Annotated in this window: 27 protein-coding genes; 15 read left to right on the top strand and 12 right to left on the bottom strand. The window is 66.4% G+C overall.

Going from position 1 to position 22,514, the window contains the following annotated elements; genetic code table 11:
- Positions 1-453 (top strand): ABC transporter ATP-binding protein (locus tag EAO80_RS04845; protein WP_162993897.1); only part of this gene is annotated, 453 nt, incomplete at its 5' end.
- Positions 450-1,820, top strand: coding sequence for an ABC transporter ATP-binding protein (locus EAO80_RS20575; protein WP_122088807.1), 1,371 nt, complete (start codon positions 450-452; stop codon positions 1,818-1,820). The genes EAO80_RS04845 and EAO80_RS20575, both read left to right, overlap by 4 nt.
- A gap of 26 nt (positions 1,821-1,846) precedes the next feature.
- Here EAO80_RS20575 and EAO80_RS04835 read toward each other — a convergent pair whose 3' ends face one another.
- Positions 1,847-2,347 (bottom strand): hypothetical protein, encoded by a 501-nt coding sequence (locus EAO80_RS04835; protein WP_122088806.1) that lies wholly within the window; start codon positions 2,345-2,347, stop codon positions 1,847-1,849.
- Positions 2,348-2,563: 216 nt separating this feature from the next.
- Between EAO80_RS04835 and EAO80_RS19515 the strand changes: the two genes are divergently transcribed.
- Positions 2,564-2,701, top strand: a complete 138-nt coding sequence (locus EAO80_RS19515) for a hypothetical protein (RefSeq protein WP_162993896.1) — start codon at positions 2,564-2,566, stop codon at positions 2,699-2,701.
- On the opposite strand, the gene nasA is transcribed toward EAO80_RS19515, so the two are convergent.
- Positions 2,698-4,812 (bottom strand): assimilatory nitrate reductase NasA, encoded by a 2,115-nt coding sequence (gene nasA, locus EAO80_RS04830; RefSeq protein WP_122088805.1) that lies wholly within the window; start codon positions 4,810-4,812, stop codon positions 2,698-2,700. The two genes, EAO80_RS19515 and nasA, sit on opposite strands and share 4 nt — an antisense overlap.
- A gap of 213 nt (positions 4,813-5,025) precedes the next feature.
- Here nasA and EAO80_RS04825 point away from each other — a divergent pair, with 213 nt between their 5' ends.
- From EAO80_RS04825 to EAO80_RS04815, 3 genes are all read left to right on the top strand, one after another.
- Positions 5,026-5,889: a YkgJ family cysteine cluster protein gene (locus EAO80_RS04825; RefSeq protein WP_122088804.1), complete on the top strand. Its 864-nt coding sequence runs from the start codon at positions 5,026-5,028 to the stop codon at positions 5,887-5,889.
- A 107-nt stretch (positions 5,890-5,996) separates the two neighbouring features.
- Positions 5,997-6,881, top strand: a complete 885-nt coding sequence (locus tag EAO80_RS04820) for an NAD(P)H-binding protein (protein ID WP_122088803.1) — start codon at positions 5,997-5,999, stop codon at positions 6,879-6,881.
- Positions 6,882-7,583 carry a DUF7530 family protein gene (locus EAO80_RS04815; RefSeq protein WP_122088802.1) on the top strand — a complete coding sequence of 234 codons (702 nt, stop codon included), beginning with the start codon at positions 6,882-6,884 and terminating at the stop codon, positions 7,581-7,583.
- Here EAO80_RS04815 and EAO80_RS19510 read toward each other — a convergent pair.
- The gene (locus EAO80_RS19510) at positions 7,580-7,753 is read right to left on the bottom strand and encodes a DUF5786 family protein (protein ID WP_245998457.1); all 174 of its coding nucleotides are present in this window, start codon (positions 7,751-7,753) and stop codon (positions 7,580-7,582) included. The genes EAO80_RS04815 and EAO80_RS19510 overlap by 4 nt on opposite strands.
- A gap of 102 nt (positions 7,754-7,855) precedes the next feature.
- On the opposite strand from EAO80_RS19510, the gene EAO80_RS04810 reads away from it, so the two are divergent.
- Positions 7,856-8,860, top strand: coding sequence for a DUF5784 family protein (locus EAO80_RS04810; RefSeq protein WP_122088801.1), 1,005 nt, complete (start codon positions 7,856-7,858; stop codon positions 8,858-8,860).
- Here the strand turns inward: EAO80_RS04810 and EAO80_RS04805 are convergent.
- Positions 8,857-9,141 (bottom strand): DUF5789 family protein, encoded by a 285-nt coding sequence (locus tag EAO80_RS04805; protein ID WP_122088800.1) that lies wholly within the window; start codon positions 9,139-9,141, stop codon positions 8,857-8,859. The genes EAO80_RS04810 and EAO80_RS04805 overlap by 4 nt on opposite strands.
- A gap of 140 nt (positions 9,142-9,281) precedes the next feature.
- Between EAO80_RS04805 and EAO80_RS04800 the strand changes: the two genes are divergently transcribed.
- Positions 9,282-10,061 (top strand): PHP domain-containing protein, encoded by a 780-nt coding sequence (locus tag EAO80_RS04800; RefSeq protein WP_122088799.1) that lies wholly within the window; start codon positions 9,282-9,284, stop codon positions 10,059-10,061.
- A 37-nt stretch (positions 10,062-10,098) separates the two neighbouring features.
- Positions 10,099-10,263 (top strand): DUF6757 family protein, encoded by a 165-nt coding sequence (locus EAO80_RS19505; protein ID WP_162993895.1) that lies wholly within the window; start codon positions 10,099-10,101, stop codon positions 10,261-10,263.
- Here the strand turns inward: EAO80_RS19505 and EAO80_RS04795 are convergent.
- Positions 10,260-10,580 (bottom strand): 4Fe-4S dicluster domain-containing protein, encoded by a 321-nt coding sequence (locus EAO80_RS04795; RefSeq protein ID WP_122088798.1) that lies wholly within the window; start codon positions 10,578-10,580, stop codon positions 10,260-10,262. The two genes, EAO80_RS19505 and EAO80_RS04795, sit on opposite strands and share 4 nt — an antisense overlap.
- Positions 10,581-10,700: 120 nt before the next feature.
- Here EAO80_RS04795 and EAO80_RS04790 point away from each other — a divergent pair, with 120 nt between their 5' ends.
- Positions 10,701-11,063 carry a thiol-disulfide oxidoreductase DCC family protein gene (locus tag EAO80_RS04790; protein WP_122088797.1) on the top strand — a complete coding sequence of 121 codons (363 nt, stop codon included), beginning with the start codon at positions 10,701-10,703 and terminating at the stop codon, positions 11,061-11,063.
- Positions 11,064-11,067: 4 nt separating this feature from the next.
- Here the strand turns inward: EAO80_RS04790 and EAO80_RS04785 are convergent, their stop codons facing one another.
- Positions 11,068-12,231, bottom strand: a complete 1,164-nt coding sequence (locus EAO80_RS04785; protein WP_122088796.1) for an acyl-CoA dehydrogenase family protein — start codon at positions 12,229-12,231, stop codon at positions 11,068-11,070.
- A gap of 108 nt (positions 12,232-12,339) precedes the next feature.
- On the bottom strand, positions 12,340-13,059 hold the full coding sequence (locus EAO80_RS04780) for a type 1 glutamine amidotransferase (RefSeq protein ID WP_122088795.1): 720 nt from the start codon (positions 13,057-13,059) through the stop codon (positions 12,340-12,342).
- A gap of 98 nt (positions 13,060-13,157) precedes the next feature.
- Between EAO80_RS04780 and EAO80_RS04775 the strand changes: the two genes are divergently transcribed.
- Positions 13,158-14,270, top strand: a complete 1,113-nt coding sequence (locus tag EAO80_RS04775) for a serine hydrolase domain-containing protein (RefSeq protein WP_122088794.1) — start codon at positions 13,158-13,160, stop codon at positions 14,268-14,270.
- On the opposite strand, the gene EAO80_RS04770 is transcribed toward EAO80_RS04775, so the two are convergent.
- The 3 genes from EAO80_RS04770 to EAO80_RS04755 all read right to left on the bottom strand — a co-directional run bounded on the left by EAO80_RS04770 (position 14,267) and on the right by EAO80_RS04755 (position 18,567).
- Entirely contained in the window at positions 14,267-15,052 is a 786-nt protein-coding gene (locus tag EAO80_RS04770) for an alpha/beta fold hydrolase (protein ID WP_122088793.1), read from the bottom strand. The genes EAO80_RS04775 and EAO80_RS04770 overlap by 4 nt on opposite strands.
- Positions 15,053-15,132: 80 nt before the next feature.
- Positions 15,133-17,898: an alanine--tRNA ligase gene (alaS, locus tag EAO80_RS04765; RefSeq protein WP_122088792.1), complete on the bottom strand. Its 2,766-nt coding sequence runs from the start codon at positions 17,896-17,898 to the stop codon at positions 15,133-15,135.
- Positions 17,899-18,075: 177 nt separating this feature from the next.
- Positions 18,076-18,567: a YciE/YciF ferroxidase family protein gene (locus tag EAO80_RS04755; RefSeq protein WP_122088790.1), complete on the bottom strand. Its 492-nt coding sequence runs from the start codon at positions 18,565-18,567 to the stop codon at positions 18,076-18,078.
- A gap of 147 nt (positions 18,568-18,714) precedes the next feature.
- Between EAO80_RS04755 and EAO80_RS04750 the strand changes: the two genes are divergently transcribed.
- Positions 18,715-18,990 (top strand): acylphosphatase, encoded by a 276-nt coding sequence (locus EAO80_RS04750; RefSeq protein ID WP_122088789.1) that lies wholly within the window; start codon positions 18,715-18,717, stop codon positions 18,988-18,990.
- 266 nt (positions 18,991-19,256) lie between these two features.
- Here EAO80_RS04750 and EAO80_RS04745 read toward each other — a convergent pair whose 3' ends face one another.
- Positions 19,257-20,246, bottom strand: coding sequence for a replication factor C small subunit (locus tag EAO80_RS04745; RefSeq protein ID WP_122088808.1), 990 nt, complete (start codon positions 20,244-20,246; stop codon positions 19,257-19,259).
- A 98-nt stretch (positions 20,247-20,344) separates the two neighbouring features.
- On the opposite strand from EAO80_RS04745, the gene EAO80_RS04740 reads away from it, so the two are divergent.
- The 3 genes from EAO80_RS04740 to EAO80_RS04730 are packed head-to-tail and all read left to right on the top strand — an operon-like array spanning position 20,345 to position 21,131.
- Positions 20,345-20,530 (top strand): hypothetical protein, encoded by a 186-nt coding sequence (locus EAO80_RS04740; RefSeq protein ID WP_122088788.1) that lies wholly within the window; start codon positions 20,345-20,347, stop codon positions 20,528-20,530.
- A gap of 25 nt (positions 20,531-20,555) precedes the next feature.
- A complete protein-coding gene (samp2, locus tag EAO80_RS04735; protein ID WP_122088787.1) occupies positions 20,556-20,753 on the top strand; it encodes a ubiquitin-like small modifier protein SAMP2 in 198 nt (65 codons plus the stop codon).
- 6 nt (positions 20,754-20,759) lie between these two features.
- On the top strand, positions 20,760-21,131 hold the full coding sequence (locus EAO80_RS04730) for a GNAT family N-acetyltransferase (protein ID WP_122088786.1): 372 nt from the start codon (positions 20,760-20,762) through the stop codon (positions 21,129-21,131).
- Here the strand turns inward: EAO80_RS04730 and EAO80_RS04725 are convergent.
- Positions 21,115-22,485, bottom strand: coding sequence for a phosphoglucomutase/phosphomannomutase family protein (locus EAO80_RS04725; protein ID WP_122088785.1), 1,371 nt, complete (start codon positions 22,483-22,485; stop codon positions 21,115-21,117). The two genes, EAO80_RS04730 and EAO80_RS04725, sit on opposite strands and share 17 nt — an antisense overlap.
- Positions 22,486-22,514 lie beyond the last annotated feature (29 nt).

Below are 22,514 nucleotides of genomic sequence, written 5' to 3'. Positions count from 1 at the left end.
TTCGTCTGGGTGACCCACGACATGGGTGTCGTCGCCGAGATCTGCGACCGGGTCAACGTGATGTACCTGGGCGAGATCATCGAACAGGCCGACGTCGAGGAGCTGTTCTACGACACCGCCCACCCCTACACCGAGGCGCTTCTGGCCTCGATGCCCCGACCCGACGAGACGATCGGGGAGTTGGATCCCATCCGCGGGGTGATGCCCGAGGCGATCAATCCGCCCTCGGGCTGTCGGTTCCACTCGCGGTGTCCGGACGCCCGCGAGGTCTGTCGGCACGTTCATCCTGATCTCCGGGCGATCGACGGCGGCGAGGAGAGCGGTCACGGACGCACCCACCGCGCGGCCTGCGTGAAACACGACGCCTTCGACGTGGGGTACGGGGAGAGCGAGCCGATCGAGAACGAGGCGACCGGCGGATTCGAGGTCGGCCTCACGGAGGAAACGCGATGAGCGAGTCCGAGCCGCTCGTCCGCGTCGAGGGCCTGACCAAACACTTCTCGAACGACGATGGGCTGTTCGGCGGGTTCAAGCGCAATCCCAAAGGGATGATTCCGCCGGTGATCCACGAACCCGAACGGGTACGCGCCGTCGAGAACGTCTCCTTCGACATCCGGAAGGGCGAAACGTTAGGACTGGTCGGCGAGTCGGGCTGTGGGAAGTCCACGCTCGCGAGAAACATCCTCCAGCTCATCGAGCCGACCGACGGGACGGTCTACTTCAAGGGCGAGGACATCACCGCGATGGGCGGCGAGAAACTGCGGAAGAAACGCCGCGAGATGCAGCTCATCTTCCAGGATCCCCAGTCCTCGCTCGATCCGCGCATGAAGGTCGGCCAGATCGTCGAGGAGCCCATGGAGGCCCACGGGATGCTCGACGACGAGGGCCGCGAGGCCCGCGCGAAGGAACTGCTCGCGAAGGTCGGGCTCGATCCCCAACACTACAACCGCTATCCCCACGCCTTCTCCGGGGGCCAGCGCCAGCGCGTCAACCTCGCGCGCGCGTTGTCGGTCAACCCTGACTTCATCGTCTGCGACGAGCCGGTGAGCGCGCTCGACGTCTCGATCCAAGCACAGGTCCTGAACACGATGAAGGAGCTCCAGGAAGAGTTCGACCTGACCTACCTCTTCATCGCGCACGACCTCTCGGTGATTCGTCACATCTCCGATCGGGTGGCGGTGATGTACCTGGGCCAGTTGGTCGAACTCGCGGACAAGGAAGAACTCTACGAGAACCCCCAGCATCCCTACACGCGGGCGCTGCTGGAGTCGATCCCGGTCCCCGATCCGCGCGATAGGGGCGAGCGTGGCGTGCTCGAGGGCGACGTTCCGAGTCCGATCGATCCGCCCTCGGGCTGTCGGTTCCGTACGCGCTGTCCCGAACTCATCGCGCCCGACGAGTACGACCTTTCAACTACGGAATGGGAGGCCACCCGGGCGTTCATGCGCGCGGTCGACCGCCGGACCGTCGAGACGAGCGACCCCGAGACCCTCCGTCGGGAGTTCTTCGAGGAGGAGCCCTCGAGTCAGGCGGGCGACGTGATCGAGGAGGCGCTCGACCACATCGACCGCGAGGAGTGGGACGAGGCCGCGGAGCTGCTGGTCGCGGAGTTCGCCGAGAAGAGCGTCTGCGCACGGGAGGTTCCCGCCTACGATATCACGCCGGAACACGGCACCGACGCTCACTACACCGCCTGTCACCTCCACCGCGAGGACGGCGTCCGGCTGGATCCGGAGACCGGCGAGCCGGTCGAACCGGCTACGAACGCGTCCGACGCCGGGCCCGGTCCGGGTTCGGAGACCGCCGCCTCGGACGACTGATCCGATTCGGGACGCGAGAATCGCCGTCACTCGACGAGGATCGTCGTCGAATCACCAGGCTTGCCGTCACCGTGCGCCGTTGCCAGCGAGACGCTAATCGTGTGTTCACCCGGCGCGGCGGGCTCGGAGACCGCCAGACCGTCGACTCGCTTTTCGCGCCGGAAGTGACCGTTCCAGCGGTGGACGATGCGCTTTCTCTCGCCACCACGAAAGGGAAAGGCGCTCGGCGAGCGGTCCACGTATCGGGGTTCCTCGCTCGCCTCCAGAACCCCGTCGACGCACCACGACCAGAGCCGTCGTTCGACGGTGGGGACGGTGACGGGCACCGGCAACCGGTTGCGAAACTCGACGATGATTTCAACGGGGTCGCCCCGCGGATACCGGTCCTTCCGGGTGTCGACCGAGACGCTCACCGCGCGCCGAGCGAGCCAGTTCGGAACGAGCTTCGAGAGCGCGCTCGTGAGGTAGTTGGTCGTCTCCTCGAACCCGTGACGATCATCCGCGGTTCGATGGCGTGGCTGTGGCACGGTTCGGTCAGCGTCCGGTGTGACTGGAGTTCGTCGGCGATACGTCGCTCATAGCTCGCGTTGGGCAAGGAGCATCTTTTCCGTGTCGATCCGCGAGTCCTGGTTCGGGTGAATCGCGCTCCGTGCGACCGTCCGTATCAGTAGCGAGGAGATAATCGACTACATTGATAGTGTTTCTCCCAGAAGATTTACAAACGAGTGGTCTATATGGAGAGTATGGCTACGAAGTCACAGGTCGCTGCTGCAACACTGTACGGGTGTGGAACATTGACGTTAGAACAGGCGGCGAAGGCGGCGGGCGTCTCCACCACCCGGATGGCGGCGTGTGCAAAGCGGTTCGGACTCGGAAGCTAATCGCCGCGTGCGGCGGCCGGTTGACCGACTGGTTCCGACGGCGTGAGCAGTCGCACCGCACACTGTTTGTAGTTCGGTTCGTCCGAACGCGGATCGGTCTCGGGTAGCGTCAGTTCGTTGACTTCCGGGTGATGGATCGGCAGCCAGACGACGCCCTCCGGGATCCGTTCGTCGATCTCGGTCCGAACGGTGACGGTCCCGCGCCGGGAGCGAACGACCAGAAGCCCGTCGTGGACGTGTGCGTCCGTTCCCGACATCGTCTCGGGATGGAGCCGAGCGATCGGCGGCTCGTCCGGACCGGTCCGGGTCCGCACGCCCGTGTTGTATTCGTCGGCCTTCCGGGCAGTAGTTAGCGTCAGCGGGTACTCCTCGTCGGTGGCCTCGGGGAGCGTGGCGTGCTGTCCCGACGAGAACCGTGCCCGCCCGGAAGGCGTCTCGAACGCCCAGCCCTCCTCGGTGCGATACCGGTAGCCGCCCGCGCTCTCCTCGTCGGGGGCAGGCCAGCGCACCGCCAGCTCGGTTTCCAGACGGCCGTAGTCGATCCCCGAGAGGTCGGCGGGCGTTCCATAAGTAAGCCCGCGTAGCTCGTCGTAGACCGCCCGAGGTTCGAGCGGCGGCCGGTCGAAGACTGCCGGGGCGAGCTCCCGACCGAGGGCGGCGATGATGTCGAGGTCCTGGCGGACCCCGCCCGGAAGGTCGGTGGCGGCACGCACCCGCGAGACAGACCGCTCCATGTTGGTCGTCGTTCCCTCGGATTCGCCCCAGGTCGCCGCCGGCAGGACGACGTCCGCGAGCGCGGTCGTCTCCGTTTTGAACGCGTCCTGAGCGATCAGGAACGTGTCCTCGAACGCCTCGCGGGCCCGCGCCGCGTCGGGCAGACCCGCGACCGGGTTGGTCGCGACCGTATAGCAGACGTCAGCAGGGGGGGACTCCGTCCCTCCGGCGGACGGGCCTCGTCCGTCGACCTCGCCGGCGGCCATCGCCTGCCCGATTCCCACGGGGCCGGGCCCCGGGTCGTCGGGGAGGCGCTCGACGGGGACGTTCCAGGTCTCGGCGACCGTCTCGCGGTGGGCGGGGTCGGTGAACTCGCGGTGGCCGGGCCACGTCCCTTTGGAGGAGCAGACCCGCGTGCCCATCGAGTTCGCCTGCCCGGTTAACGAGAACGGGCCCGCCCCCTCGCCCAGGTTCCCCGAGGCGAGACACAGATCGATCAGCGCGCCCGCCGAGGCGGTCCCCTGGGTGCTCTGGTTGATCCCCATCCCCCAGTAGACGAGCGTTCGCTCCTCGAAGGCCGTCGCGAGCGTTTCGACGTCCTCGGGGGAGACGCCGGCGGTCGCGGCCGCCTCGCCGACGGGTGGAAGCTCCTCGACCAGTGCCTCGAACCCCTCGGTGTGCTCGTCGACGAACGCCCGATCCACTCGCTCGGTCTCGACCAGGCGTGCGAGGACGGCCCGCGCGAGGGCGAGGTCGGTACCGGGTTCGAGGGAGACGTGGTCGTCGGCGTGGTCCGCGCTCTCGCTCTCGACGGGGTCGACGACGATCAGTCGCCCCTCGGAGTTCCGGAGCCACCGGAAGAGCACGGGATGGGCCACGGCGGGATTGGCCCCCCAGATCAGGTGGACGTCGGCCTCCGGAATGTCGTCGTAGGTCGGCGGCGGGCCGTCGCTGCCGAAGGCGTCGTAGTAGGCGGTGACGGCGCTTGCCATACACAGGGTGGTGTTTGCGTCGTAGTTGCGGGTGCCGATCGCGCCGCGGGCGAGCTTGCCCAGCAGGTAGGCCGCCTCGTTGGTCTGCTGACCGCTTCCGAGCACCGCGACTCGATTGGGATCCCGGGCGCGGGCGTCGGCTAGGGCGTTGGTGGCGACCTCCAGGGCCGTATCCCAGCTCGTGGGCACGAGCTCGCCGTCCTTGCGGAGCAACGGCCGGGTGAGCCACTGGCCGTCGGGTTCGCTGGTCTCGCGCAGCCCCCGCCCGCAGGCCAGCCCCCCGCTCACCGGGTGGGCGGGATCGCCGCTGATCCCCCCGATCCCGTAGCCCCTGTCGGCACCGTGTTGAAGGTGTCCGCAGCCGACCGCACACCGCATACAGGTCGTCGGAACCGGCTCGCTCATTCGCGTACCACTGACCGAACGTCCACTATTCTCTGTGTACTCGAATCGTTCATCGTCACTACTCGTCTAGAGGAAAACATTGACTGAAAAAGATGGTCCTTGAACGGTTGTGGTGTCCTAGAACGACCTAAGATGTCGGTCGGTCGGGTCGGTGTCCAAATAGTCGATCGATTACGGGCGCGCGTTTTTGTCGCGCCGTCGCCTCGTCCGGGCATGGAGGTGAACTGTGCGGGCTGTGCGGGCTGCTGTATCGACTGGCGGGCGCTTTCTTCGAGCGACATCGACCACGAGCGCCGTGGTCCTCGCGAGCCGCTCGACGACGCCTACAACCTCGTTCCGCTGACCCGCGACGACGTCAGGGCGTTCGTCGAGGCGGGGCTGGGCGACGCCATGACCCCGCGGCTCTGGGAAGATGAGGAGGGCGTCGAGATCGACGGTACGACGCTCGCGGCGGTCGGCGAGAAGCCGGCGTTCTTCGTCGGGCTGCGAAAGCCGCCGAAGCCGGTGGGGCCGTTCGATCAGCCCCCGAACTGGCTCCCGACGTGCGCCTTTCTCGATCCGACGACCCTCCAGTGTCGGATCCACGGCTCGGAAACCTATCCGCAGGAATGTGCCGAGTACCCCGGACACAACCTCGCATTGGAGGCCGAAACCGAATGCGAGCGCGTCGAGTCGGCCTTCGGCGGCGAACGCCTGCTCGACGGCGAGGTCCCCGAGGGACTCACCGGGCTGCTGTTAGGACCGGGGGCGCTCGGCCAGAAGGTGTTCGTCCACCCCGAGCCCGACGAACTGGAGGGAGTGATCGAACGCCTGCGGGAAGGGCGAGCCACGGATGCCGACCGCGCGGAGTTCGTCGCGTGGGCGAGCGCCTCCGCACCGGGGACGACGAGCCACAGCGACGACGTCTACGAACGTACCCGAACCCGGGTGCTGGAAACGGCCTCGTGGGTCGGCGAGTCGATCGACGAATGGGAGGCGAACGCGGGAAGCGATCCGGAGCCAACGCTCGTCGAGGTGATAGAGGAACGCCGCGGGGCGCCGTCGACGCCGGGCTGGAGCGACGCGTCAAACGGGTGAGTACCCAACGCGACAGTGCGGCGATCAGGGACGATACGCAGACATCGAAGCGTGGCCAAACCGGCAGCCGGGCCACAGTATAAGGACCGCCCGCCCTACCCTTCGGTATGCACGTGCTGGTGACGGGCGCAACCGGGTTCGTCGGCGAGCGATTGGTAGAGCCGCTGCTGAACGCGGGCCACGAGGTCCGGGTGTTCGTCCGTGACGCGGCGGACTACCGGGGTCCCCGCGAGATCGACGTCTACGAGGGCGATCTCTTGGAACCCGAGACGATCCCGCCCGCACTGGAGGGAATCGACGCGGTCTACTACCTCGTCCACTCGATGGGCGGGGGCGGCGAGTTCGAGGAGATGGACCGCAAGCTCGCCGCAAACGTCCGCGATGCGGTGAGCGAGGCGGGGACCGACCGGGTGATCTACCTCGGGGGACTCGGCGACGAGCGCGACGAGCTTTCCGGCCATCTGCGCTCGCGCCGGGAGGTCGAGTACGTTTTAGAGGAGGGCAGTTACGACCTGACGGCCCTTCGGGCGGCGGTCATCATCGGCTCCGAGAGCGCGAGCTTCGAGCTGATCGAACAGCTCGCCCACCGGCTGCCGGTGATGATCACCCCACGATGGGTTCGCACCGACTGCCAGCCCATCGCCATCGACGACGTGATCGCCTACCTGGTGGGCGTTCTCGAGGAGGCCGAGACGGCCGGACGGACCTTCGAGATCGGCGGGCCGGACGTGATGAGCTATCAGGAGATGCTGCAGGTCACCTCCGAGAAACTCGGAAAGCGACTCCACATCCTTCCGGTTCCGGTGTTGACGCCGACGCTGTCGGCCTACTGGGTCAGCCTCGTCACCGACGTCGACCGGGACATCGCTCACGCGCTGGCGGCCGGGATGAAAAACCCCGTCGTCGTCACCGACGACCGGATCCGCCGGCACCTCCCCATCGAGCTGACTCCCTTCGAGACGGCAGTCGCACGGGCGCTCGGGGAGGAGTAGATGGGGACGGAGCCCGACTTCGGCGACACGTGGACCTACGAGAGCATCGTCAGCGCGCTTCCGGGGATCGGCCTCTCGAACCGGGCCGCCGTCGCGTTCCAGTTCGCGCTCTTTCAGGTCGGTGTCGTCGTCTTTTCGGTGCTCTACGGCGCGTGGACCGCGTTTCTCGCCGGCACCGCCGCCGTCGTGGTCGCCGCCGGGGGCAGCGTGATGATGCTTCGGATGGGGGAACTCGGCCGGTCCGTGTCGGTCTCGTCGGCCTACAAACGGATGCTCTTCGGCTCGAACATCGAGGTCGTCCTTTCCGTGCTTGCGTTCATCGCGCTCGTGACCTATCTGTTCGTGGTCGATCCCGCACGATCGGGGACGCCGCTGTTGAACGAGCTGTTCGGCCCCGAGCCGTCGATGGTGCTCGTTTACTTCACGCTGCTCGTCTGCTGGGACCTCTGTTACCGGATCGGTGCGAGCTGGTGGATCGGCGTCGTCTCGCTGTGGCGCGCTCTCCGGTATCCGGTCGATCCCGAGATGGCGTCGACGCTCGGCTCCGTCGACCGGCTCAACGTCTGCTTCGGCCTGCTACAGGTGATTCTGCTCCCGTTCGTCAGCGCCCATCCCACGCTGGTCGCGACGCTCGTCGGTCACATCGTCGCGGTCACGACCGTTTCGGGGTCGTCGTATCTGATCGCTAACAGTCGGCGCTAGCTCGATTTGATCCGCCGGAACTGATCGAGGAGGTCCTCCGCCGACTCGCCCGAATCGAACTCGAGTGTGCCGCGGTACTCCGAGCGGTCGTCATCGAAGTCCGTATCGACCGTCGTGCTCTTCTTCTCTCGGCGCTCGTGTTCGTCGTCGTCGTAGGCACCCATTGACATTGCGAACCACACTCACTCTTGGAAACCCCGGGTCATCAATGTAACGGCTACCCACACCGACGGGCCGGAACCCTCAACAGCGTTCGACTCCTCACTGGTGGTGTGGCTCGTCCGCTCCGCTTTCGACACTCTCCCCAATCGTGGTCCGAAGACCGCCTCCATCGCGACCTGTTTCACCCGCTCGACGACGCGCTCGGCGCGCGCTGTTCGACCCCCTGGTTCAGCCCGGGCGGGCACTACGACGCCCGACGCTTCGACATGGACAACGGCGATACGGCCCTGTTCATCTGGGACGCCGAGGAGGCCTACTGGATGGGTAACACCCAGACCCCGAGTACGCTCTGGCGAACCGAGAAGTACACCTTCGAGGAGGTCCCCTACCACGTCGCACGCTGGGCTCAGCGCGAACTGCTGGCCGAACTCCACGAGGCCGAACCGTGGCTCGCCGCCTACCCGCATCTCTCGTGGTTCTTCCTGCCCGTTTTCTGCTCGAAGGACGGCCGGGAGACGACCCGCGGGTTCTTCCGCGAGCACGCCGTCGGCTTCCCCGATAGCACCCGCGGGGAGGCCTGTGGCTGGTACGAGTCGATCCTCCACACGGGCGTCCTCGACGAGTACCGGTACGTCATGGCGAGCAAACTCGGCACGAGCGACCGGCTCGACCCCGTCCGTATGAGCGCGACGATGAGCGAGTTCACCGTCGCGCATCTCCTGACCGACGCCGGCTACGAGATCACCCCCGAGATCGAGGTGACGACCGGCCACTCGATCGACTTTCGGGCCGAGAAGGACGGCACCGGTACGCTCGTCGAGGTGACACGCCCCCTGCCGCCGACGCGTCGGGCGGCGAACACGGCGGTCGCGGCGGTCAAGGAGACGGCCGAAACGAAAACGTCGGGTCAGCTCGCGGAACACGGCGGCGGGATCACCCTGTTCGTCGACTGCTCGTCGTTTCGCGACGACGAATGGGCCCAAGTCAGTGGCGAACAGCCCGCGGTCGGCCACCGCCCCGCAATGGTCTTTCGGGCCCGTCCGTCGGGGCGGATCGAGGCCTACAGTACGGGATCGCTTCCGGTCGGGCTCGACGAAACGGTCGAGTGGGTCTAGAAGGAGACCGGGGCGTGACCGTTGGTTCCGGGCGGTTCGGGATCACGGTCGGTGTAGCCCTCGCGGCCGATCGCCTCGCTACCCATGCCCGCGTAGACGGCGTATCGAGCCTCCTCGGCGCTCTCGAACGTCTCCTCGCCGGCCACGCTCAGGACCTCACCGATCGTCTGGGAGCCGCCGGCCAGTTCGAGGGTCTGCTCGCCGTATCGGTCGATCAGATCGCGGGTGGTCGTCGGATAACTGTGGTCTTCGAACAGCCCGTTGGTGCTAGTGTAACACATCGTACCCCTATCTGAGCGGACGATGATTATAACGATTGTCCATAATGATCCTAGGGCACCTTTGCCAGTATAATCGTAGAGGCGGTATCTTCTAGGCATATAATGCACAACGACTTCGGGGGTCGGATCATAGGGTGGACATGGTGTATGCGGATCTGCACGTTCATACGACCGCTTCCGACGGCACGATGACCCTCCCGGAAGTCCCCGTCGCCGCGCGGACCGCCGGCGTGCAGGTCGTCGCGATCACCGACCACGACCGCCCTCATCCGGAGCTCGATGCCCCCGTCAGCGATCGCGGCGGGGTTCGGATCGTCCGCGGGATCGAACTTCGGGTCGACTCCCCGGAGGGCGCAGTCGACCTGCTTGGATACGGCGTGCGGGAAACGAACGCGTTGAGCGAACTCGTCGAGTGGGTCCAGACCAGCCGGATCGAGCGCGGACGCGAGATCATCCGCCGGGTCGAAAACGAGTTAGGAATCGAACTCGACCTCGAACCCGTTGCCGGGCTGGGTCGGCCACACGTCGCTCGCGCCATCGCGGCCCATCCCGGATCGGGGTTCGATTACGAGGGGGCGTTCGCCGAACTGATCGGCGCGAACTGTCCGTGTTACGTCCCGCGGGAGATCCCGGGGTTCGATCGGGGACTCTCGGCGCTCCGGGAGTCGTGCGCGCTCGTCGGCCTCGCACACCCGTTTCGGTATCCCGATCCCGAGGCCGCCCTCTCGCTGACCGACCGCCTCGATGCGGTCGAACGGTGGTACCCTTACGGCCGGCCCGTCGACACCGCGCTCGTGGAAGGGGCCGTCGAACGGAACGACCTGGTCCCTACCGGCGGCAGCGACGCCCACGACGACCGCCTCGGACGCGCGGGGTTGGACGAACCGGCCTACCGGGCGGTCGGTGCCCGACTGCCGTAAACGGAGGCTTCAACCGTCTGCGTTCCCTACTAACGGTATGCGCTGTCACTACTGCGACCGCGAAGCGGCCGTCAGCGCGGAATCGGACGGGGTCCGGGTCGGTCTCTGCGAGAAGCACTTCCAGGAGCGCCTCGAGGAGCTCGCCGAGAGCGAGGAGCTGGCGGAGCTACAACAGCGACTCGACGTCGACCGGGAGGGTTAGATCCGACCCGCGTCGACGTCGATGGCGTCGACGGGACAGACGTCGACACAGAGCATGCAGTCGATACACTGGGTTTCGTTCGCCGGATCGGCTTTGATCTCGCTTTCGGGATGATCCGGCGTGTCGACCCACTCGAAGACGTCGACCGGACAGTCCTCCAGACACGCCCCGTCCGCGAGACAGACGTCGAAGTCGACGGCGACGTGCGTGCCGTGGATCCCGAGCTGTTCGGGTTCCTCGACCGGGCCCCAGACGTCGTGGCCCTTGTGGGTACCCGCTTTCTCCCTGTTTTGATCGAACTGCGGATCGATCGCCATGTCGGATGCAGGCGCGAGGGCCGTATAAACTCCGCGGCGCGATCCGCAGGTCTATGTCCGATGGCGTTCCAATGCCGGTATGGCGCTTTCGCTGGCACCGACCGAATCCGGGGTGAGGGTGTGGTCGCCGTGATCCGAGCCCCGCCCCGGCTCGTCTACGACGACGACTGCGGGTTCTGTACGTGGTGTGTCGAGTACGCCGATTCGAGGGGCGCGTTCGAACCCGTCGGCTTCTCCGAACTGACGCCCGATCAGCGCGCCCGGCTTCCCGACGACTACGAGTCGTGTGTCCACTTACTGACCGACGACGCGGTCTACTCCTGTGGACGGGCCGTCGAGGAGATCGGCGCGCGCCTCGGACCGGCCGAGCGCACCACGGTAAAGCTCTTCAGGATGGTTCCGGGTTACGACCGGAGTAGGGAATGGCTGTACGAGGTGATCGCCGATCAACGGGCGCTCTGGGGGCGCTTCGTCCGCCGATAGGTCGCTACTCGAACGCCGCGATACCGGTGAGGTCCTGACCCAGGATCAGCGTGTGGATGTCGTGGGTGCCCTCGTAGGTGTAGACCGTCTCCATGTTGGCCATGTGGCGCATCGGCGAGTACTCGTCGGTGATCCCGTTGCCCCCGAGCATCTCGCGGGCGATCCGCGATTGGTCGCGGGCCATCTCGACGTTGTTGCGTTTGGCCATCGAGACGTGTTGGGGCCGCATGTCGCCGCGTTCTTTGAGCTCAGCCAACCGGTGGGCGAGCAGCTGGCTCGTCGTGATCTCGGTCGCCATTTCCGCGAGTTTCTCCTGTTGGAGCTGGAACCCGCCGATGGGTTTGTCAAACTGCTCGCGGTCGGTCGCGTACGCGCGGGCCTCCTCGAAACAGTCGCGGGCCGCCCCGACCGCCCCCCACGCGATGCCGTAGCGCGCCTGGGTGAGACACGACAGCGGCCCCTTCATCCCCTCGACGCCGGGCAAAACGTTCTCATCGGGCACGCGGACGTTCTCCATCGTGAACTCCCCGGAACTGGAGGCCCGAAGCGAGAGCTTCCCGTCGATGGCCTCGATTTCGAGCCCGTCGCGGTCGGTTTCGACCAGAAAGCCCCGCACCGGCTCGTCCTCGCTCGATGCATCGCGCGCCCAGACGACCAATACGTCCGCGATGGGCGAGTTCGTACACCATCGTTTCTCGCCGTTCAGCACGAACTCCTCGCCGTCGCGCTCGGCCCGGGTTTCCATGCTTCCCGCGTCCGAGCCGTGGTCGGGCTCGGTGAGCGCAAAGCCGCCGACGGCCTCGCCGTTCCCCATCGGGGGGAGCCACTCGTCTTTCTGGTCCTCGCTGCCGAAGGCGTGAATCGGGTACATCGCGAGCGCGCCCTGAACGCTGGCCATCGAGCGCAGCCCCGAGTCGCAGGCTTCGAGCTCCTGCATCACCAGCCCGTAGGCGGTTTCGCTGGCGTCAGGGAGGCCGTAGCCGTCGAGGTTCGTCGCGAAAAAACCCCGCTCGCCCATCTCTGGGATGACTTCTTCGGGAAAAGTGCCCGCCTCGTAGTGTTCTGCGATCCCCGGGCGGACGTACTCGTCGACGAACTCGCGGGCGCTGTCGCGAAACGACCGTGCTTCGTCGTCCAGTTCGTCCTCGAGTCCCACATAATCGAGCATGGACGAGGATCGTTCCCACTCCTAAAAAACACATCTATCCCACATTCGCAGCTCGCGATAGGCGCGGTCGGCCCCGGAGCCACGACGGTCGCCGGCCCGAGAATGGCGTCAGTCGGCGGCGGCCGACTGCTCGCTTTTCTGTTCGGCGTGGTCCGCGAGCCCCCGGACGTACCCGAGGAAGTTCTCGAAGACGAGTTTCGCCTCGCAGGCGGCGGCGTAGTTCTCCTCGGTGATTCCCTCTAGAACCGTGTCGCGGCGCTCCTCGGAGAGGTCCTTGCGTCGGGTGAGGCCCGCGGCGGTTTCCATGTCGTATTCGGGGTGGAACTGGACGCCGAAGACGTGGTCCTTCCGGAAGCCGTGGTTCGAGTACTCGTTTTCCGCGAGCGGCTCGGCGTCCGGTGGCAGTTCGACGACGGCATCAGAGTGGGACGTAAAGGCGAGGAACGTCTCGTCGATCCCCGCAAACAGTGGGGAGTCGTCGGTGTGAGCGATCTCGTTGTAACCGATCTCGTACTCGCCCATTCCCTCGACGGTGCCGCCGAGTACGTCCGCCAGCAGCTGGTGACCGTAGCAGATCCCGAGGAAGGGAAGATCGCGCCCGATGGCGTCGCCGATCCACGCTTTCGTGGGGGCGATCCAGGGCTCGTCCCAGTAGACCGACGAGCGCGAACCCGTGACGACGGCCGCGTCGTAATCGAACGATTCGGGAAGTTCGCCGGCGGTAACGTCGAATTCGCTCAGGGATGCGTCGAGTTCGCGTCGGAAGTTTCGTTTCGTGTTCCTATCTCCGTGGGAGGCGTCGAGAACTGCAATACGGGGAATACTCACTACCGGATTCACGGGGTCGATCGTAAAAACAGTTGTGGAACGGACAGTTATCACCTGATAGACCGTGACCCTTTGGGGCTGGCACGTATCATCGGACCATGGACGCGATCGACCGAGTCGAGGCCGTCTTCGAGACGCACGTCGAGGCCGGCCTGCACCACGGCGCACAGCTCGCGGTCCATCACGAGGATGAGCTCGTACTCGACCTCGCGGGCGGATCGACGGGTCCCGACGGCGAGGCGACCACCCAAGATCGAAAGCACGTCCTCTTCTCGTGTACCAAGCCATACGCGGGTGTCGCGCTTCATCAGTGTGTCGAAGGCGGTCTCCTCGATTACGACGACCCCGTCGTCGACCACTGGCCCGAGTTCGCCCCGGGGGGTGAGAAAGCCGAGATCACCGTCCGGCAGGTCCTCTCACACCAGGCGGGGCTCCACGAGACCGCCTTCGACGCCGAGTTCGAGCGATGGGGCGACTGGGAGGCCGCCGTCGAGGCAATGGAGGACGCCGAAACGACGTTTTCGCCGGGCGAAACTGCGGCGTACCACTCGCTGTCCTACGGGTTTCTCGTCGGCGAACTCGTCCGGCGGGCGAGCGGAACGCCGGTCGAGGAGTTCCTCGACGATCGGGTGTTCGACCCCCTCGAAATGGACGACACCGATCTGGGAATCCCGACGAACGAACCGGACACGACCGCGAGCCTCACGGGCTTCGAGCCGGGCGAACGCGCCCGCGAGCACGATGCGGGCCTCGATACCTTCTCGAACGCCGAGGCCGCAGCGCTGTTCGGCGAGGAGTGGCTCCACCGCGCGGTGGTCCCCGCGGCCTCCGCGACGGGCACGGCCCGCGACATGGCCCGGTTCTACGCCTGCCTCGCGAACGGGGGCGAACTCGACGGGACGCGGGTCCTCGACGCCGAAACCGTCACGGCGATGACCAGCGAGCAGGTCGCCGTCGAGCGCGACGGCACCCTCGGCGTCCCGCGGCGCTACGGGCTCGGGGTGGTCCTCGGAGGCGGCGCGTGGGACAAGTTCGGCAGCCTCTCGCCCGAGCGGGTCTTCGGCCACGGCGGGCTCGGCAGCATCGTCGGTTGGGCCGACCCCGAGGACGGGATCGCCTTCAGCTACGTCACCAACGGGATCCGCGAGGAGACGGAACACGCCCTGCGGGTCAACGCGCTCGCGGACGCGGTGCGGGCGGCGCTGTGTTAGTCGATGGAGACGAGAAAATCGAGAACGCGGTCGTTGACGGGTCGAGAGCGCTCGACCCAGACCCCGTGGCCCGCTCCCTCGTAGATCTCGCGGGTCGCCCTCGGGAGCCCCTCGACGAGCAGGTCGGCGTTCTCGACGGGGACGACCTCGTCGCGGCCTCCATGGACGACGAGTGCCGGGAGCGTGACCTCGTAGAGCCAGTCGCTCGCGTCGAAGGCCTCGAAGGCCGCGTTCTGAGCCACACAGCCCTCGTGCTCTGCGTCGCCCGCCCGCCACTCGGCAATCCCCTCGCACGCCTCCGATCGCTCTGTGAGAAACGTCTCGGAAAACAGCGCCGACAGCGACTCCCGACGCGCTTCGGGATCGTCGGGCGACGCGAACAGCGCCTCGCGGGGTTCGCGCGGTAGGCACGCACGCGCCCCGCCGGAACTCGTCCCGATCAGGATGAGACTCCGCGCCCGTCCGTACTCGCGGGCGTACTGTAAGGCGACCATCCCGCCGAGTCCGGCCCCGACGAGGTGGGTTCGAGAGACACTTCGGTCGGAGAGGATCGCCTCCAGATCGGCCGCCAACTCCGCGACTGAGTAGGGGCCGGAAGGAGTGTCAGACCGGCCCGTTCCCCGCATGTCGTAGACCAGCACCTCGTAGGGGCCCGCGAGTGCGGCGTGCTGCCAACCCCACTGCCACGCACCCAGTCCGAGATCGCCGAGAAAGGCGACCGTCTCACCGTCTCCCTCGACCTCGTAGTACAGCGTCACACCCTCCCGGTCTACGCTCGCCATTGCCGAAGGTTACCGGCCGACGGTGGGTAAGGAATCCGGTTGTCGGGTAGAGGGCGAGAGTCAAGAATCGAAGGGCGGTTTCAGCCGTTCAGCACCCGCTTGAGAATATCGGGGGCGCCCTCGAGCGCCTCGTCGAGTTTGTCTGCGTCGGGGCCGCCACCCTGTGCGAAGTCCGGCGGACCGCCGCCGCCGCCGCCGACGCGACCTGCGAGCGTGCCGACGACCTCCCCCGCGTTGATCGACACGCCGTCAGGGACGGCGACGACGAACTGCGCGCCGTCGCTCGCGCTTCCGAGGACGGCGACCTTACCTTCGCTTACCAGCGCGTTCGCCGTGGCGCGCAGCTCGTCGCTGTCGGTGTCGAGGCGCTGGATCACGGCGGTCGTCCCGCCGAGGTCGACTGCCTCGCCCTCGTCGGTGCGCAGTTCGGCCAGTTCCTCGGTGAGGGCCTCGATCTCCTTGCCGCGCGCTTTCCACTCCTCGAAGAAACGCTCGGCGGTCGCGGGCACCTCCGGCGGGGAGACGTCGAGGATCGTCGCCGCCTCGGAGAGGGCGTCCTCGGTCCGCTGGGTGGCCTCGATCGCGGCCGTACCCGCGGCAAAGGTCAGGCGCTCGACCCCGTCCTGGACCCGTTCGGTCGAGACGACCTTGATCGCACCGATGTCACCGGTCCGCGAAACGTGAGTGCCCCCGCAGGCCTGAACGTCCTCGGCGACGTGGATCAGACGGATGTGCTCTCCCGGCGGGATCCCGCCCTGATAGAGGTCGAAGCCGTGGTCGGCCTCGGCCTCGTTTCGGTGGGGCCACTCCTCGGTCACCGAGACGTTGTCGGTCACCAGGTCGTTTGCGATGCGCTCGATCTCTTTGACCTGCTCGCGGGAGATCCGGTCGTAGTGACGAACATCCAGTCGCGCGCTATCGATGCCCTTCTGGGCGCCGGCCTGTCGGATATGCTCGCCAAGCACCTCGCGGGCGGCGTGGCCGACGATGTGGGTCGCGGTGTGGTGGCGCATGAGGCTGCGCCGGCGCTCGGGGTCGATCCGCCCGCGCACGAGCGCGCCCTTCTCGGGCTCTTCCTCGACCCGATGGAGGACCACGCCCTCGCGCTCCTGAACGTCAGAGACGCCGTAGCTGCCGTCGTCGGTCGAGATGGTCCCGTGGTCGGCGGGCTGGCCACCGCCCTCAGGGTAGAACATCGTCTGGTCGAGGACGACGTCGTAGCCCTCCGAGCGCTCGATCACGTCGAGGATCACCGCCTCGAAGTCGGTGCGCTCGGCGTCGTCGTAGTAGAGCTTCTCGGTATCGGGAAGCTCCGCGACCCGCTCGTCGCGTTCCTCGGGCTCACGGGTGGCCTCGCCGGCGTCGTGTCGGCCCGCGACCAGACTGTAGAAGTCATCGGGCACCTCGACCGTCGCGCCGGCCCCCTCGGCGATCTCCTCGACCATGTCGGGCTGGATACCATGCGAATCGTATAGTTCGAGCAGCTCCTCGGTGGGGATCGGCTCGCCGCGCCCGGCGTACTCCTCGGCGAGCCCCTCGACGCGCCGCCCGCCCCGTTCGAGGGTTTCTCGGTATTTCTCGACTTCCGTGCGCACGATGTCCCGGATCGTGTCGCGGTTCTCGTAGCCCAACCGTTCTGCCTGCATGTCGACGAGTTCGTCGAGCGGTGCGTCGACGCCCACGGTATCACAGAGCCGTTTCGTCCGTCGGAGGACCATTCGTGCGAGATAGCCCGTCGCGACGTTCGAGGGGACGATCCCGTCGCCGAGCATGTATGCGAGGGTTCGACAGTGGTCCGCGATGGCGTAGACGTCCTCCATCGGCTCCATCAGCGCCTCGAGTTCGCCCACCTCGACCCCGACGCCCGCCGCGATCTCGCCGCGGGCACTCTCCATGTCCTCCGCCTCGTCGATGTCCATGTGGCCCGCGAGCTTCGAGGCCTCGTGGAGCAAGGCCGCCTCCTCGTCGGTGTGGGAAATACCGGCGTTAGTAGTCAGGAAGTCGATCATCTCGGGGTAGATCGCCTCGTACACGGTCGGAGTTCCCTGGGACACCCAGGTCCAGCGTTCGAGCCCGTAGCCCGTGTCGACGATGTAGGTGTCCATGTACGAGTAGCGGTTCCCGTCCTTGAGTTCGTACTCGCCCTCGGGGTCGGCCTCCATGCACATGAAGACCAGCGTCGCGAGTTCGACGCCCCGGTAGATGACCTCGATGGCGGGTCCTGCATTCCCTCCGCCGACCCACGGGTCCTCGATGTAGGTGATCTCCTCAGGGTCGGCTCCGAGGGAGGTGAAGAAGTCGTCACAGTACTCGACCGTTTGGTCCTTCCAGTAGACCTCGCCGTAGTAGGCGTACTGATCCTCGGGGACGTCCTCGCGCGTGTTGAAGGCGTGGTGGGCCATCATCTCGAAGGCCATCGTGTGTCGGCCGGTCTTTCCGACGTTGTCGATGTCCTGCATCCGGATGCAGGGCTGGCTGATGGTCAGCGGGTTCGCCGGCGGCGGGGTCTTCCCGCTCGTGACCAGCGGCTGGAAGTCGTAGATCGACGCCTGAGTAAGTAAGACGTCGTCGCGCCAGCGGTTCGCGGCGACCGGGTAGGGCTCAACCCGCTTGTGGCCGTGCTCCTCGAAGAAGGAGAGGAAGTTCTCGCGCATCTCCTCGAGCGAGTACTCGCCCTCGAACCCCGGGTTGTCGATGAAGGAGTACTCGACACATGGTGGCTCCCCGCAGAGCTCCTGGTCGTGGTCGCGCGTCCAGAAGTAGGCCCCACACTCCGGACACTCCCGCCTGACGAAGTCGTTCTCCTCGAAATACTCGAGGCGGTATTCGGCTTCAAGCGCACTCATGATACCGCTAGTGGCCAATCGGGCGATAAAACTGTTGCGCACCCACCATCAGAACGGCCGAATCGGAGTACCGTCCGGTTACTCCCTCTACTCCGAGCCCCAGTTCGTAGCGACGGTTCTCACATTGGCGCCATCGGACCACGAAAAAACGAGCGATCTGATCGGGGAGTCGAGCGACTACGCCTCGATGCGGCCGTAGTCGAACTCCTCGCCCATCTCCGAGAGGCTGTCGAGCTCGTCCTGCTCCTCGCGCATGTTCTGTTCGAGCAGGTCGGCGGCCTCGTCCAGCCCGAGCTGGTCGGCAAGCGGCGTGAGGTTGCCGTAGCAGGCGATCTCGTAGTGCTCGGACTTCTGGCCGGCGGCGATGTTGAACCGGTCGAGCGCACCCTCGCTGGGATCCTGCTCGACGAACTCCTCGTGGGCCTCGATCATCCCCTCGACGACCGGGTCCTCGCTTCCCTCGGGCTCCTGGCCGACGGCCTCGAAGACCTCCTCGAGCCGGCTGATGTGCTCCTGGGTCTCCGAGCGGTGCTCGGAGAAGCCCTCCTGAAGCTCCTCGGTGCTGGAGGTGCTCTCGAGTTCCTCGAGCGCGTCGAGCAGCCGCTGTTCGGTGTAGTAGATGTGCTGTAGCCCCTCGACGAACAGATCTTCGGTGTTTTCGACTGGCATTGTGATCTCCACTTGAGACGAGCCGCGGTATTTCAATAAACAGTTGGCTTGCACATGTGAGGGGGCCGTATTCCCGCGATTCGGTCAACGGAGCCGTTGCGAGTGACGGGCCAAGGGTTTTGAGTCGAATCCGTGAAATCGGGGGATATGCCGGATTCGCGAGTTCACGTCTTCATCGAAGGGAACGTTCAGGACGTCCACTTCCGGGACAACGCCCACGAGACCGCCCGTGCCCACGACCTGACCGGCTGGATCCGTAACCTGGAGGACGGTCGGGTCGAGGGGGTCTTCGAAGGCACCGAGGAGGACGTCGAGGCGATGATCGAGTGGTGTCGAACCGGGCCGGTCAAAGCCGACGTCGAGGGCGTCGAGATCGAAGAGGGCGATCCCCAGGGCGACCTGGAGGACTTCGAGAAGCACTGAGGGTCAAGCGAGGGGTACGGCCACAAACGCTTTGAGTAGTTGCGAAAACACGGCGATATGTCCTCCCGTCGAACGCTTGGCTCGCGCTCGGGTCGGTCCTCGTCAGCGTTCTGTATCTGATCCCGGTCGTCAACGTGGCGGCCATGGCGGTCGTCATCGGTCCCGGAGCCGGTACGATGGCCGGTCACTGGCGAAGCGGCCGAAACGGCGGGACGTCGGGCCCGGGAGAGCCAGCGAGCGGGTAGAACGGAACGAACGGAGCGTTCTCAGGCCTCGTCGGCGAGCGCGAGCGAGGCCAGAAACGCCTCCAGTTGGATCCGCTCGTTTGCGCCCTCGGTGATGCGATAATCGGTCTCGCCGATCCGGTCGAGGGTGTGCACCGCCTTCTGGTCGCTGAGACCGAGATCCCAGACCGAGCGGTGCAGTTGGTCGATGACGTCGCCGCCCGAGAGCCCCTTGTTCGAGAGGAGGTCGTCCAAGGTCGCGCGTGCGGTCGTGAAGTCGCCCTCCAGGGCGCTCGTGACCATCGCCTCGATCTCCTCGGGGCGGGCGGTGGCGGTGATCGTATAAACCGCCTCCTCGTCGACGGTCTCGCCCATGACCGCGGCAGCCTGAAGCGAGTTGACCGCCCGGCGCATGTCGCCGTCGGCGGCGTAGACGAGCGCCTCGACGCCCCCGTCGGTGAACTCGATCCCCTCGTTGGCAGCGATCTCCCGGATCCGCTCGCCGACGGCCTCGTCGGCGATCGACGAGAACCGGAAGACCGCACACCGCGATTGGATCGGGTCGATGATCTTCGAGGAGTAGTTACACGAGAGGATGAACCGCGTGTTCGAGGAGAACTGTTCCATCGTTCTCCTGAGGGCGGACTGGGCGTCCGAGGTGAGGGAATCGGCCTCGTCGAGGAAGATGATTCTGTAGGAATACCCGCCGAAGCTCGCGCGTGCGAACTCCTTGATCCTCCCTCTCACGACGTCGATCCCGCGGTCGTCGCTGGCGTTGAGTTCGAGGAAGTTGTCCCGCCAGTCGTCGCCGTAGACCTCGCGGGCGATGGCGGTCGCACACGTCGTCTTGCCGATCCCTGCCGACCCCGAGAACAACAGGTTCGGGAGGTCGTCGCGCTCGACGTAGCGCTCCAGTCGACTGGTGATGTCCTCCTGGCCGATCACGTCGTCCAACGTCTGAGGACGGTACTTCTCGACCCAGATCTCGTCGCGTCCGGGCCTCGACGCGCCCTCACCCTCGGTCTCGCTCATACCCGATTCACGCGCCGCGGGCGTGATAAACTCCCCGAGACGGTCGAGCGACGTCTCCATCAGCCAGCTATTTGTCCATCGGTAGCTAGTACCATGGAATGAAACGAGTGTTCGCGCTCGTCGTCGGGCTGATGGTCGTCGCGCTCCTCGGCTTGATCCCCTTCCTCAGCGGGCTCGTCGACCTCGTCGTGCTGTTGCTCGGACTCGGTGCGCTCGTCCTCGCGCTGTACGGCCGGTACGGGGAGCAGGCGGACGAGCAGGGTGAACCGACCGCGACAGTCTGAAACCCCTCGCGGCGGTAGACACGCCATGAACGTCACCGTCGAGGTCGTCGGCGAGGACACCCATGACCTCAGCCTCCCCGACCCCACCTACTGCGACCTGCTGGCGGAACTCGATCTCAGCCCCCACGAAGTGAGCGTGATGGTCGAGGGCCGACCCGTCCCCGAGGACCAGCCCGTCAACGCCCAGCGAGTACAGGTGCTCCGGCTGATCAAGGGCGGGTGAGCCGGGATGATCCGCGAGGCCCGAGAGGAGGAGTTCGAGACCTGCATGCGGATACTGGAGGGTGCACTGCTGGAAGTCGAACCGAAGGAGGTGCGCGCCGCCATACAGCGGGAGGACGTGTTGGTCGCAGTCGGGGACGGCCACGTCCGGGGCGTACTGGTCCTCGACGGCACTCGGATCAAGGGAATCGCGGTGACCCGAACCCACCGGGGGAACGGGATCGGGTCGGCGCTGGTCGGGGCGGCCGCCGAGCGGGTCGTAGGCTCGCTCGTCGCCGATTTTCGTCCCGACGTGTGCCCGTTCTACGAGGCGCTCGGGTTCGAGATCGATCGGGTGGGTGAGAACCGCTTTCAGGGGGAACTCAACGGGCCTCGGTGACCAGTGTTCGGCCGTCTTCGAGGAGGGCCTCGACCCGGTCCTCACGTTCGGCCTCGGCGTAGACCCGTAGTTTGGGTTCCGTGCCGCTGGGACGGACGAGCAGCCACGCCCCGCTTTCGAGCAGGAGTTTGAACCCGTCGGCGGTGTTGACGTCCTCGACGCGCTCGCCGGCGACGGACTCCGGGATCCGCTCGGAAAGGGCGTCGAGGGTCGAGTCCTTCTCGTCGTCGGGACAGTCGACGCTGATCCGGCTCTGGTGGATCTCGCCGTGGTCGGCGAGCAGGCGATCCACCCGGTCGTCGAGCGGCTCTTCGGAATGGGCCATCGCGGCGAGCAGCGCGACCAGGACGCCGTCCTTCTCGCGGACGTGTCCCCTCATACTGAACCCGCCCGACTCCTCGCCACCCATCAGCGCGTCGTGCTCGCCCATCGCCTCGGCGACCCACTTGAATCCGACGGGCACTTCGATAGCCTCCTCGCCGTGGGCCTCCGCGATCCGGTCGACGAGGAAGGTGGTCGACACCGTTCTAACGGCCGGTCCCGAGTCGGTCTCGAGCAGGTAGTCGTAGAGCGCCGCGTAGAGCAGGTTCGCGTTGAGGGGGCCGCGTTCGGGCGTGACGACCGCGATCCGGTCGGCGTCGCCGTCGTTCGCGACGCCCAACTCGGCCTCACCCTCCGTCACGCGCTCGATCAGCTCCGTGAGGTTCTCGCGGGTGGGTTCGGGCGAGACGCCGCCGAACGTCGGGTCGTCGTCACAGCGCAGGCGAGTGAGGTCAGCACCCGCACGTTTCAGCAGGCTGTCGGTGACCCCGCGCCCGCTGCCGTGGATGGCGTCGTAGGCGACCGGAAGATCGAGATCCGCATCCACCAGGTCGAGCGCGTGATCGGCGTGGGGCGTGACGAAGTCGACCTTCCGGACCGAGCCCCACTCGTCTTCGGGTAGGGGCTCGGGCTCGGCGAGGTTCGCCTCGATGGTTTCGGTGATCTCGGGGAGGGCGGGCGAGCCGTCGCTCGGGATGAACTTCACGCCGTTGTATTCGGGCGGGTTGTGCGAGGCAGTGAGCATCAGCCCGCCCGCGAGGCCCCGGTCGACGATCGCCCACGAGAGCAGCGGCGTGGGGCGGTCGCGCTCGGGCATCACTACGTCGAAGCCGTTGACACAGAGCACGCGCGCGAGCTCCTCGGCGAACCCGGGGGAGCTTTCGCGGGCGTCGTAACAGACCGCGACCGGAGCATCGAAGCCCTCCTCGTCGAGATACGTGGCGACTGCCTGGCCGACCATTCGCACCCGAGGGGTGGTGAACGTGTCGAGCGTCGCCCGCCAGCCGTCGGTCCCGAAGTTGATCGCGTCCATGCGGGCTAATCACGACCGGGGGAGAAAAA

It is taken from the genome of Halalkalicoccus subterraneus (assembly GCF_003697815.1).
Lineage (GTDB): Archaea > Halobacteriota > Halobacteria > Halobacteriales > Halalkalicoccaceae > Halalkalicoccus > Halalkalicoccus subterraneus.
Note: the sequence above shows the minus strand (reverse complement) of the source record. Positions and strands in the feature narration are given on the sequence as shown.